10 protein-coding genes and 1 pseudogene are annotated in these 12,417 nt (G+C 64.6%); 9 read left to right on the plus strand and 2 right to left on the minus strand.

The window, feature by feature from the left end; genetic code table 11:
- Window positions 1-255 precede the first annotated feature (255 nt).
- From I55_RS19140 to I55_RS19170, 7 genes and pseudogenes are all read left to right on the plus strand, one after another.
- The gene (locus tag I55_RS19140) at window positions 256-1,944 is read left to right on the plus strand and encodes a methyl-accepting chemotaxis protein (RefSeq protein WP_044562182.1); all 1,689 of its coding nucleotides are present in this window, start codon (window positions 256-258) and stop codon (window positions 1,942-1,944) included.
- Between the two features lie 101 nt (window positions 1,945-2,045).
- Window positions 2,046-3,389: a carbohydrate porin gene (locus I55_RS19145; protein ID WP_083901248.1), complete on the plus strand. Its 1,344-nt coding sequence runs from the start codon at window positions 2,046-2,048 to the stop codon at window positions 3,387-3,389.
- Between the two features lie 100 nt (window positions 3,390-3,489).
- Entirely contained in the window at window positions 3,490-4,686 is a 1,197-nt protein-coding gene (locus I55_RS19150) for a VWA domain-containing protein (RefSeq protein ID WP_044562184.1), read from the plus strand.
- A gap of 253 nt (window positions 4,687-4,939) precedes the next feature.
- A complete protein-coding gene (locus tag I55_RS19155; protein WP_044562185.1) occupies window positions 4,940-6,391 on the plus strand; it encodes an NADP-dependent isocitrate dehydrogenase in 1,452 nt (483 codons plus the stop codon).
- Window positions 6,392-6,857: 466 nt separating this feature from the next.
- The gene (locus tag I55_RS19160; protein ID WP_376739203.1) at window positions 6,858-7,163 is read left to right on the plus strand and encodes a GcrA family cell cycle regulator; all 306 of its coding nucleotides are present in this window, start codon (window positions 6,858-6,860) and stop codon (window positions 7,161-7,163) included.
- A gap of 267 nt (window positions 7,164-7,430) precedes the next feature.
- Window positions 7,431-7,591 (plus strand): annotated as a pseudogene (locus I55_RS36130) (IS5/IS1182 family transposase); the annotation flags it as partial.
- 184 nt (window positions 7,592-7,775) lie between these two features.
- Window positions 7,776-8,864: a hypothetical protein gene (locus I55_RS19170; RefSeq protein WP_148293839.1), complete on the plus strand. Its 1,089-nt coding sequence runs from the start codon at window positions 7,776-7,778 to the stop codon at window positions 8,862-8,864.
- Window positions 8,865-9,033: 169 nt separating this feature from the next.
- Here I55_RS19170 and I55_RS19175 read toward each other — a convergent pair whose 3' ends face one another.
- Window positions 9,034-10,257 carry an NADP-dependent isocitrate dehydrogenase gene (locus tag I55_RS19175; RefSeq protein WP_044562189.1) on the minus strand — a complete coding sequence of 408 codons (1,224 nt, stop codon included), beginning with the start codon at window positions 10,255-10,257 and terminating at the stop codon, window positions 9,034-9,036.
- 219 nt (window positions 10,258-10,476) lie between these two features.
- Window positions 10,477-11,061, minus strand: a complete 585-nt coding sequence (locus I55_RS19180; RefSeq protein WP_044562190.1) for a TIGR00730 family Rossman fold protein — start codon at window positions 11,059-11,061, stop codon at window positions 10,477-10,479.
- A 271-nt stretch (window positions 11,062-11,332) separates the two neighbouring features.
- Here I55_RS19180 and I55_RS19185 point away from each other — a divergent pair, with 271 nt between their 5' ends.
- Together I55_RS19185 and I55_RS19190 are read left to right on the plus strand one after the other, a co-directional pair.
- Window positions 11,333-11,836 (plus strand): cytochrome c, encoded by a 504-nt coding sequence (locus I55_RS19185; RefSeq protein WP_083901249.1) that lies wholly within the window; start codon window positions 11,333-11,335, stop codon window positions 11,834-11,836.
- Between the two features lie 7 nt (window positions 11,837-11,843).
- Window positions 11,844-12,417 (plus strand): cytochrome b/b6 domain-containing protein (locus I55_RS19190; RefSeq protein ID WP_044562191.1); only part of this gene is annotated, 574 nt, incomplete at its 3' end.

Consider the following 12,417-nt stretch of genomic DNA (forward strand, 5'->3'; position numbering starts at 1 on the left):
TATTTATAGGTAACTAAGTATATATATGAACTATTATAGTAATAATGTTCTTAACCGATAAACGATCTATATATAGATGAATTTATCCCCGCTTTTTCGCCGACATGCATGAGTGTCCATAAAGATGCAATTTTAATGCGTATTATATATGCTTCAGTATATTGGAGTCACTCAAATCCATCGTGTCTCTTATCATTTAATTAACCCGAAAGAGGTAGAGATGCGACTGACATCGCACCTCGAAGGGGTTAGTCTATGAGTCTCTTATCGTCCATGAAGGTCGGCCGGAAGCTGGCGGCCGCGTTCGCCGTCATCGTCGCCGTCACGCTGATCGCCTCCGGCATCAACTACCGGGCGCTGTCCACCATCCGCGAAACGACAGGGTGGGCAGACCACACCTACAAGGTTCTGGAGCGTCTCAGCAACGCGATGGCGGCCATGGTGGACGGGGAAACGGGGCTGCGTGGCTATCTTGTCGGTGCCGACACCAAATTCCTGGAGCCCTATCATAAGGGCCAGGCGGCGTTCGAAGCGGCCTTCGCCGAGGTGAAATCCCTGACGGCGGACAATCCCGCGCAGCAGGCCCGCCTGGATGAGGTCCGCCGTTTCGAACAGACGTGGCGCCGGGACGTGGCCGAAAAGGAAATCGCCCTGATGGGCAAGCCTGAAACGGTGGAGCAGGCCCGCAAGCTGGAAGCCAGCGGCGCCGGCAAGGCGTCCATGGACGGGATACGCGCCAAGGTGGCCGAAATCGACAAGGTGGAGCGCGACCTGCTGGGGCAGCGCGCCGTGCTCCAGGCCGATGCGCTCAGCATGGCGACAACCGTGGCGCTGGTCAGCAGCGGCCTGTCGGTCCTGCTCGCCGTCATCATGGCGTGGAGCCTGACCCGGTCCGTGGCCACGCCCATCGTGGACATGACCATCACGATGCAGACCCTGGCCGGCGGCAACACCGGCGTGGACATCCCGGCCCGTGACCGTCAGGACGAGATTGGTGGCATGGCCCAGGCCGTCGGGGTGTTCAAGGACAACATGATCGAGGCGGACCGCCTGCGCTCGGAGCAGGAGGCGCTCAAGCAGCGGGCGGAGAAGGAACGCCGCCAGGCGATGCTGGACCTGGCCAGCGCCTTCGAGAACCGCGTGGGCGGCATCGTCAACGGCGTCACGTCGCAGGCGACGGAATTGCTGGCCACGGCCCAGACCCTGAGCTCCTCGTCCGACAATGTCGCCCGACAGGCGGGCACGGTGGCGGCCGCCTCCATGCAGGCGACGCAGAACGTGCAGACCGTGGCGGCCGCGACGGAGGAGCTGTCCGCCTCCATCCAGGAGATCACGGCGCAGGTGTCGCGCTCGACCCAGATGATCTCCAACGCCGTCACCCAGGCCGACCGCACCAACGCCGAGGTGCAGGGCCTGATGCAGTCGGCACAGCGCATCGGCGAGGTGGTGACGCTGATCAACGACATCGCCAGCCGCACCAACCTGCTGGCGCTGAATGCCACCATCGAGGCCGCGCGCGCCGGGGATGCCGGCAAGGGCTTCGCCATCGTCGCCTCCGAGGTCAAGTCGCTGGCCACCCAGACCGCGCAAGCGACGGATGAGATCCGGTCGCAGATCATGGGCATGCAGGCGGCGACGGAAACGTCGGCGAAATCCATCCAGGGCATCGCTGAGATCATCAGCCAGGTCAACCAGGCCTCCACTACCATCGCCTCGGCGGTGGAGGAGCAGGCCGCGACCACGAACGAGATCACGCGCAACGTTCAGCAGGCGGCCCAGGGCACCAACGACGTCTCCCAGACCATTGCGGAAGTCAGTGGTGCCGCCCAGGAAACCGGCGGTGCCGCCGGCGAGGTGCACTCGGCCGCCAACGACCTCAGCAAGAATGGCGAATTGCTGAAGCAACAGGTCGATGCCTTCCTGCGGGAAATCCGCGCCGCCTGAGGCGGCATCACCACCTCCGCCTTTTTCCTTCTCCTGGCGAAGGCGCACCCCTGGCGGGTGCGCCCAAGCCCCCGCTACGTCCGCTGGACGGTGGAGTTCCCATGCGCACACGCCCCATGCCGCCAATCGCCAGGTCGCTGCTGACGGCCGCCGCCCTGTTCATGCCCATCACGGCGGGTGCCGTCGAAACCCCGGATGCGCCGGCCCTGAGTGATCGCCTCGCCAACGCCGGTTTGTCCGTGGCCCTGGACTACACGGGTGAGGCGGCGGCGAACCCCAGCGGCGGACTGCGGCAAGGCAGCGCCTACGCCGGCCAGGTCCATGCCGGTGTCGATGCCGATCTTGAGCGGATCCTGGGCCTGGACGGTACCGTCCTTCACGCGGCGCTGACCCAGCGGCATGGCCGCAATCTCGCCGCCGACGCCATCGGCAACAACACCTCGGTGCAGGAGGTCTACGGCCTGCAGAACCTGCACCTGCTGACCTTGACCCTGGAAAAGAAACTGCTCGACGGGCGCGTGGATATGGAGGCGGGCCGGATGGTGGCCAACGCCGCCTTCCTGAACAACCCGCTTTATTGCCACTTCCAGAACAACGCCATCTGCGGCAACCCGGCTTTCGTCAATCACGTCAGTAACTATACCTCGGCGCCCGGCAGCAGCTGGGCGGGGCGGGTCAAGGCCGACCTGACCGACGCCTTGTATGCCCACGTCGGCGTCTACGAGGCCAATCCCCGGGATCAGTCCCCCAGCGGCCATGGCCTGCATTTCAGCACGGACGGCGCCACGGGTGTGGTGGTGCCGTTCGAATTGGGCTACACGCCAGGGGGGCGGGCGTCCAGCCAGCCCGGCCATTACCAGGTGGGTGGCTGGTACGACAGCTCGACCTATCCCGATCCCTTGAACGACGCGTCGGGCCACCCGTCCGTGCTGACGGGTCAGCCCGGCGTGACGCAAAGGGGGCGCTGGGGCGTTTCCGGCCGGTTTGACCAGGTGGTGTGGCGCTCCTCCGACAACCCCGCGCGCACCCTGTCCGTCTTTGGCGTGGCGATGGCCAGCGTCTCGGGCCGCGCGGTGGAGGATCGCTATTACGCCCTGGGCGTGGTGCGGACCGGCCTGTTCGAGGGGCGGGACCAGGATACCTTGGGCCTCGTCATCACCGACCAGCAATTCAGCGACCAGGCCTTGGCCCGCATCGCGGCGGCGCGGGCCAGCGTCGGCAGCGCGGTGGCGCCCACCCGGCATGAGGTGATGATGGAACTGGCCTATGGGATGCAGGTCACGTCCAGCGTCCGCATCTCCCCCAACCTGCAATACATCATCAACCCCGACGTCACCGGCCATCCCTTCACCCGGGACAACCCCCAGGACGCTGTCGTGGTCGGGCTGAAATTCACCGTGGACATCGCGGACGTCCTGGGGCTGGCGCCACGCCGCCGCCTGTGAGGGGCGCGACTGGCGCTTCTTCCCTGGCTGGGCCATCCGCGCTGGCGTACATTTCGTGCCGGACGCGTTTCCAGACCCCAAGGCCAGCCCCTGAAGGCCCATGTTCACGACCTTCTTCTTCGAACTGCGGCAGGCCCGCATCCCCGTCACCCTGCGGGAATACCTGGCCCTGATGGAGGCCATGGCGGCCCACGTCGCCGGCTACAGCGTGGATGATTTCTACCACCTGTCCCGCACCATCCTGGTGAAGGATGAGCGCAACCTGGACCGGTTCGACGTCGTCTTCGGCCATGTCTTCAAGGGGCTTCAGGGGGCGGTTGGCGGTGGGGATGGTGACGGCGTGGCCGCGCGTGAGCTGCCGGAGGAATGGCTGCGCAAGCTGGCCGAGCGGCACCTGAGCGAGGAGGAGAAGGCGCAGATCCAGGCCCTGGGCGGCTGGGAAAAGCTGATGGAGACGCTGGCCCAGCGCCTGAAGGAACAGCACGGCCGCCACCAGGGCGGGTCGAAATGGATCGGCACGGCCGGCACCTCCCCCTTCGGCGCCTATGGCTACAATCCGGAGGGCGTGCGCATCGGGCAGGAAGGCAGCCGCCACCGCCGCGCCGTCAAAGTCTGGGACAAGCGTGAGTTCCGCAACCTTGACGACACGGTGGAGTTGGGCACCCGCAACATCAAGGTGGCGCTGCGCCGCCTGCGCAAGTTCGCCCGCACCGGGGCGGCGGAGGTGCTGGACCTGCCGGACACCATCCGCGCCACGGCGGCCAACGCCGGCCACCTGGACCTGAAGCTGCGGCCGGAGCGTCACAACGCCGTCAAGGTGCTGCTGTTCCTGGACGTCGGCGGCTCCATGGACGACCACATCCGCCTGTGCGAGGAGCTGTTCTCCGCCGCCAAGGGGGAGTTCAAGCACCTGGAGTATTTCTACTTCCACAACTGCGTCTATGAGGGCGTGTGGAAGGACAACCGCCGTCGGCGGACGGAGCAGATGGCAACCGTCGACGTGCTGCACACCTACCCGGCGGACTACAAGCTGATCTTCGTGGGCGACGCCAGCATGAGCCCCTATGAGATCACCCACCCCGGCGGCGCCGTGGAGCACTGGAACCCGGAGGCGGGGCAGGTGTGGCTGCGCCGGCTGTTGGACGTCTACCGCCGCGCCATCTGGCTGAACCCGGTGGCGGAGGGCCATTGGCCCTACACCCAGAGCGTCAGCCTCATCCGCCAGCTGATGGAAGGCCGCATGTACCCCCTGACCCTGCAAGGGCTGGAGGCTGGGATGCGGGAGCTGAGCCACTGAGATCTGCCGGCCCCATTCACCGGTGATCCGGTACCCCGCCAATCTGTCAGTTTGTTGACAAGACAAGGTTTCCGGCCCCGCGCGCCCAAAAGGGCAGGGGCGCCCAAAGCACAGTTGCCCGGAAAGGGCGGTCGGCATAGTGTCCGCCCGGGCTCAAAAATTTTGACGCCCGACAGGGGGAGGGTCCCTCCCCAAACCGCGCCATGTCCCCCGATGGTTGGGGAAAGGCGCCAGTGCCAGGATGACAGAGAAAATGAATTCTCCGACCAAGATCACGATCGCGCGGGGCGACGGTATCGGCCCCGAGATCATGGACGCCACGCTTGAGGTGCTGGCCGCCAGCGGCGCCAACCTTGAGTATGAGGAAATCCAGATCGGCGAGAGCGTCTACCGCCGTGGCATCATGAACGGCATGGAGCCCAGCGCCTGGGAAAGCCTGCGCCGGACCAAGGTGTTCCTGAAGGCCCCCATCACCACCCCCCAGGGTGGCGGCTACAAGTCGCTGAACGTGACCATCCGTGGCGCCCTTGGCCTGTACGCCAACATCCGCCCCTGCGTCTCCTACTCCCCCTTCGTCGCCACCAAGCACCCGTCCATGGACGTGGTCATCGTGCGCGAGAACGAGGAGGACCTGTACGCTGGCATCGAATACCGCCAGACGCAGGACGTGACCCAGGCGGTGAAGCTGATCTCCCGCCCCGGCTCGGAAAAGATCATCCGCTACGCCTTCGAATACGCGCGGGCCAACCATCGCCGCAAGGTGACGGCCTTCGTGAAGGACAACATCATGAAGATCTCCGATGGCCTGTTCCATCGGGTCTTCGACGAGATCGCCGCCGAGTATCCGGACATCGAGGCGGAGAGCATGATCGTCGACATCGGCGCCGCCCGCCTGGCCGACACGCCGGAGCATTTTGACGTCATCGTCACCCTGAACCTCTACGGCGACATCATCTCCGACATCGCCGCCCAGATCACCGGCTCGGTCGGGCTGGCCGGTTCCTCCAACATCGGTGACCAGTGCGCCATGTTCGAGGCCATCCACGGCTCCGCCCCCACCATCGCCGGCAAGGGCATCGCCAACCCGTCGGGCCTGCTGCTGGCCTCGGTCATGATGCTGGTCCACATCGGCCAGTCGGAAGCGGCCGAGCGCATCCATAACGCCTGGCTGAAGATGATCGAGGACGGCATCCACACCGTTGACATCTTCAAGCGCGGCGTCAGCAAGGCCCGCATCGGCACCCGCGACTTTGCCGCCAACCTGATCGATCGCCTGGGCGAGCGTCCGGCCACCCTGGTGCCCGCCAGCTACCCGGCCGGTGTCGCCAGCAGCTTCAGCGGCATCGCCCTGAAGGGCGCCCCTGCCCAGACCAAGAAGCTGGTGGGCGTGGACGTGTTCCTGGAGCGCAAGGGCGGCACCGGTGACGACATGGCGGCACTGTTCCAGCCGCTGCTCCCCGCCGGTCTGAAGCTGGTGATGGTGTCCAACCGCGGCCAGAAGGTGTGGCCGGACGGTGCGCCGGAAACCTTCTGCACCGACCATTGGCGCTGCCGGGTCATGGCCGACGGCGCCGAGGAGCTGAAGCACGGCCAGGTGGCCGAGCTGCTGGCCCGCGTCGCCAAGGAAGGCCTGGATTTCGTCCAGAGCTCCAACCTCTACACCTTCGACGGCGCGAACGGCTTCTCCGCCGCCGCCGGCCAGTAAGGTTCCAGGATGGGAACGGGCATGGGGTCGCCCATGCCCGTCGCCTTTCCAGGTGAACGGTCCACCACCTTAACCTCCCTTTAATAGGGGGTGAGCCAGAGTGGATGCCCCAGGAATAGTGGCTGTTCCGGGGGTATACCCACTAAGGAGAGGAAAGTTGGTTTCCCTAGGCTGCGTGCGGTTTCCGGGTTTGGATTCTGTATCCGCGGTCAAAAAACGAGTCGGAATCACCTGTTCAGGCTTTGGCAAGTTTGGTAGTCTCCATCGCATCTCGATACCAAATCTTGTTCGTGGGACTTTCCCGGTATCGACTGCTGGAGCGGGGCGCTCGGCGGTGACGGCAGAATTTTGCGCCCGCCGGTCAAATGGCGGCTGATGAGCGAGGGCTTCGATGGAAGAAGAAAAAGCGTCTGTTAGTTGGACTGACGAGCGGATCGAGCGCCTGCGGCAGCTTTGGGGCCAGGGCATGAGCGCCAGTGAGATCGCCGACCTGCTGGGCAATGTGACCCGCAACGCGGTGATCGGCAAGGCGCACCGGCTGGGCCTGTCCGGTCGGCCGTCGCCCATCAAGAAGAAGCCCACGCGGGGCGCCACCATCCTGTCGCTGAACGAGCGCATGTGCAAATGGCCGGTGGGTGATCCCAAGCACGCCGATTTCCATTTCTGCGGCTGCCCGTCCCTGCCCGGCATGCCCTATTGCCGCGAACACGCCCAGATGGCCTATCAGCCCGCCAAGAAGCGGGACGACGAGCGCAAGCTGGTCATGGCCTGAGGCCACATCTCACCCACGCGATGAATAAGCGAACCCCCGCCGGCGACGGCGGGGGTTTTGCTTTGGGCGCCAGGCGCCGGCGTTGTCTGGGATGATACCAGCGGCATTTGATCGTGACCGGTCGCTCCTCAGTCGCCGGGCGCGGCCATCCAGTCCTCGCTTTCCAAGTCCTGCGCTCCCCGGAAAGCTCCGGCACCCGCTATCGCGTCCTACAGCGGCACGAGTCTATATCTCGTGCCGGGGCTGTTGAAAAAGCAGAGTATTGGCTGGCTTGAAGGAGGGGTTGACGACCTCTACAGCGCGCACACGGGGTGTCCGGGCTTGCGCCCGAGGTTGAGGTCCGGCTGATGCTGGCGGGCAGGCTGCTTGGCATCGTGCATGACCGGCGTCTGGTGCGTGAGGCGCAGATCGATCTGGCGATCCGATGGCCGTGCCGTGTCAGACGCGTCGGACATGTCCGACGCTAAGCGCCTGGCTGTCCGGAAACGCATAACCAATTGAAAATATTAAATTAATCATGTGGCACACGGGATGCATAGGTCGTCGGGTGGCCGGTGGGACATTCACTATCCACATAATAATCAATATCCATAATCGCAGAAAGGACAGAAAATGACCCAAGAGACTGTAACCCTGAATTGTGTACCAAGCTATGGAATCGATACGGGTGGGTTCCACGTCATGGCCAGCGTTGCCGGTGGTTCCCAGCATGATTTCCAGATTGATACCGGTTCTTCCGGTATGGCCATTGGTGTGGCGAATGCTGGTAATTATACGGACTACCCGTGCTATGGGCCTGGCCAATTCCAATACGAACCTAGCGGGAACTTGCTTAAGGGCTCCTGGTATCTCTTGCCTGTGACTTTGTACACCGCGAAGACCGCCAATCATTCGACGACCTACTCCGCGGCTGCGACCAGCCAGTGCATGGTCCTGGTCGTGGACAGCTATACGGATGGCACGACCGGTAAAACGTCGACCGATTTCGGAGGCGGCATGATGGGGGTTTCCGCGAAGAGCGAGAACATTAACTATAATGTTCTACTCAACGCCTCGATCCCCGGAACTGGCGGGAATCCCGCGACCCCGCTCGCCCCAGCTTATGTGCTTGACGGGAATTCGAGCGGCTTAACCTGCACGATCGGCCAGATGCATACCTCTGACGATGGATTCAATGTGGTCAATCTGCAGCCTGTTGCTGCTGTGCCTCTGCCCGGCCTGACATATTCCGGGGCCAAGCTCACACCCAATCCCGTCAACGCTACGTGGGCGATGCCCACTGTGGTTGGAACTTTCACAAATGGCACGTCAACGGTTAGCCTTGCGGCGGCGTTCGAGCTGGATACGGGCATTGATGGCATGCTGGTGGGGGCGCCGGCTGGGACCATCCCCGATAGCTTCACTGGTACGCCTGATGCCACCGGCAAAGCAACCTTTAACAGCGGTATCACCATCAATATTCTAGTGCCTGGAACCGGGGCAGGAGTGGAGTTGGCTGGCGCCGCCGTCCGCAGTTACACATTCAAGACAGGCGGGACATCGGTGGATCCGGCTCCGACATCGGTGATCCTCATGCCGCCGCCGTCGAACACCGTGGGGGATATGGTGAGGATCAACACCGGCATCCGTCCCCTGTCGGGCTATCAGTACCTATATGACGCTCAGAACGGCGTCATTGGTATGCAGCTAAGTGGCAGCTGAGTTCTGTCTAGGATTTTGCTGCGGCGTAAAGGCAGGTCTTGGGTCGATCCGCGACCTGTCCTGACGCACCACCACGAGGCGTGACAAAGCCCTGCCGTGGGTAAAAGGAAAACGCCGGGCGGTGGTGAACCGCCCGGCGTTTGGCCTTTCAGGAAAGGGCCCGCTTGCCTCAGGCGTCGTAGCCCATGGCCTTGCGCAGGTTCTCATCCAGCTTGGCCAGGAAGTCCTGGGTGGTCAGCCAGGGCTGGTCCGGGCCGATCAGGATGGCCAGGTCCTTGGTCATGAAGCCGGACTCGACCGTCTCCACGCACACCTTCTCCAGCGTCTTGGCGAAGTTCGTGACATCCGGCGTGCCGTCGAACTGGCCGCGGTAGGACAGGCCCTGCGTCCAGGCGAAGATGGAGGCGATGGGGTTGGTGGAGGTGGGGCGGCCCTTCTGGTGCTCCCGGTAGTGGCGGGTCACCGTGCCGTGGGCGGCCTCGGCCTCCACGGTCTTGCCGTCAGGGGTCAGCAGGACGGAGGTCATCAGGCCCAGCGAACCGAAGCCCTGGGCCACCGTGTCGGACTGCACGTCGCCGTCGTAGTTCTTGCAGGCCCAGACGAAGGCGCCGTCCCATTTCAGGGCGGAGGCGACCATGTCGTCGATCAGGCGGTGCTCGTAGACGATGCCCTTGGCCTTGAAGCGGTCGGCGAACTCGGCGTCGAAGATTTCCTGGAAGATGTCCTTGAAGCGGCCGTCATAGGCCTTGAGGATGGTGTTCTTCGTGGACAGGTACACCGGATAGCCGCGCTGCAGGCCGTAGTTGAAGCAGGCGCGGGCGAAGCCGGCGATCGATTCGTCCAGGTTGTACATGCCCATGGCCACGCCGGCCTCGGGGAACTGGAACACGTCGTAGGTGATGGCCTCGCCACCGTCATCCGGCGTGAAGGTCATGGTCAGCTTGCCGGCGCCGGGCACCTTGAAGTCGGTGGCGCGGTACTGGTCGCCGAAGGCGTGGCGGCCGATGACGATGGGCTTGGTCCAGCCCGGCACCAGGCGCGGCACGTTGGTGCAGATGATGGGTTCGCGGAAGACGGTGCCGCCCAGGATGTTGCGGATGGTGCCGTTGGGCGACTTCCACATCTTCTTCAGGCTGAACTCGGCCACGCGGGCCTCGTCCGGGGTGATGGTGGCGCACTTGACGCCCACGCCGTACTTCTTGATGGCCTCGGCCGCGTCCACGGTCACCTGGTCGTTGGTGGCGTCGCGATGCTCGATGCCCAGGTCGAAGTACTTCAGGTCGATATCCAGGTACGGCAGGATCAGCTTGTCTTTGATGAACTGCCAAATGATGCGGGTCATCTCATCGCCATCAAGCTCGACGACGGGATTGGCAACCTTGATCTTCTGCATTCTCAATGCCTTCTGCGTATAGGTAATTTTTATGACGTGCCGGCGCCGCACCCTGCGCGCCTCGATATGCCAAGACCGTTCCCAGGGTAAGAAACGACCCCTTTTATCGGACGGGCGGTATAAGAGCCCATTCGGGCCGGTTGATCAAGCAAGCGGGGCGGGGGGCGGTAGTGCGGCCCCCGCAACGGTGCCCTCCGTGCCGGCCCGTCTTGAAACGGCTTACAGCCGCTCCACCGCGGTTACGCGCACGGAATCCGGCGCCCGCCGCAGGGCGGGCAGGATGGCGTCCACCGTGTCGACGAAGGTGAAGTAGCTCTCGATCTCCCCCCGGCCGAAGCCGGTGGCGCGAATGTGGGTCAGCAGGTCGCGCAGGGGGTTCCAGTAGCCGCCGATGTTGGCGATGACCACCGGCTTGTCGTGCAGCTGAAGTTGGCGCCAGGTGATGATCTCGAACGCCTCGTCCAGGGTGCCCAGGCCGCCGGGCATGACGACGAAGGCATCCGACCGTTCCACCATCATGCGCTTGCGGGTGTGCATGCTGTCCACCACGTGCAACTCGGTCAGGCCGCTGTGGTCCACTTCGCGCGACTGGATGTGGTCGGGAATGATGCCCACGACCTCGCCGCCGGCCGCCAGCGCGGCGTCGGCGGTGATGCCCATCAGGCCCACCCGGCCGCCGCCATAGACCAGCCGCAGGCCGGCCTGGCCGATCTGGGTGCCCAGGTCATGGGCGGCCTTCTTGAATTCCGCGGACACCTGGCCCGAAGACCCGCAATAGACACAGACGCTACGCACCTTGGACATTCCTTTCATCCTTCATGGAACGGGCGGCGGGGCGCGGCCCGTGAACCACGCCCCTAAGCCCGGGATGCCGCCGTCCGGAGGGGGCTTTGCCGCCAATGGCTTGAGCTTGGCGGGGCTTGCCGGACGGGTGACGGCCCGTTACACCATCCTTGCGGGCCGACCGCAAGCCATCCGGCCGTCCGCATGACGCGGCGGATGGCGATAGTCGCCCCGGACGGATGGCGGACAAGGCCAAAGGGATAAGTGGTTACAACCAGGGCAGGAGAGAAGAATGCCGCATGCTTTTCGTGAAGTCCCGCACCGTGGCCGCCTCGGCGGTATGATCCGGGTGGCCGCCGGGCTGGCCCTGGCCGGCGCGCTGTTGGGCGGCACCGCCGCCCACGCCGCCCTGGATCCGGCGGAGGTGGTCAAGGCCCGCCAGCAGGACATGAAGAAGCTGGGCGGCGGCATGAAGGTTTTCATGGGCTTCCTGAAGGACGACAAAGGCACGGCCCAGGACGTGGCCGCCGCCGCCGCCGCCATGGCCGCCGTGAACAAGGGCCTGCCCGACCAGTTCACCGCAGGCACCGCCGTCGGGGTGGGCGAGAGCGAGGCCCTGCCCGTGATCTGGCAGGAGAACGCGAAGTTCCGCCAGGGCTTCACCGACCTGGCCCAAGCGCTGGACAAGATCCTGGACCTGCCGACCACGGCTGACAAGGCGGCCATCGGCCAAGCGGTGCAGGCGGTGGGTGGCACCTGCAAGCAGTGCCACGAAACCTACCGGCAGAAGAAGTAAGCCGGGCATGGCACGTTCCCCGCGGGCCGGGGGTGGGATCCCCATCTGGGACCTGCCCATCCGGCTGTTCCATTGGCTGCTGGTGGCCGACCTGGCCGGCCTGTGGTGGACGGCCACCCACGACGACCTGGCCCTGCATTTCAAGCTGGGTTACGCCGCGTTGGGCCTATTGTTGTTCCGCCTGTTCTGGGGCCTGCTGGGCAGCGACCAGGCGCGCTTCGCCCGTTTCCTGAAAGGGCCGGGGGCGGTGCTGCGCCATGTGCGGCACGTGGCCACGCCTGGCCCGCTGCCTCTGGAACGGGGACACAATCCGCTGGGCGGCTGGGCCGTCGTGGTCCTGCTGCTGGTGTTGCTGGCCCAGGTGGGCACCGGTCTTTTCGCCGTCGACGATGATGGGATGGAGGAGGGGCCGCTGGCCCACAGGGTCAGCGGGGCGTTGTCCAAACTGGCGCGGCGCCTGCACCATGCCAACTTCAGCCTGATCCAGGTGGTGGTGGCCGTCCATGTCGCGGCGGTCCTGTTCTACCTGGTGGTCAAGCGGGAGAACCTGGTGCGGCCCATGGTCACCGGCTGGAAACGCC

Origin of the sequence: Azospirillum sp. B4 (genome assembly GCF_000333275.1) — a bacterium.
Classification (GTDB): domain Bacteria; phylum Pseudomonadota; class Alphaproteobacteria; order Azospirillales; family Azospirillaceae; genus Nitrospirillum.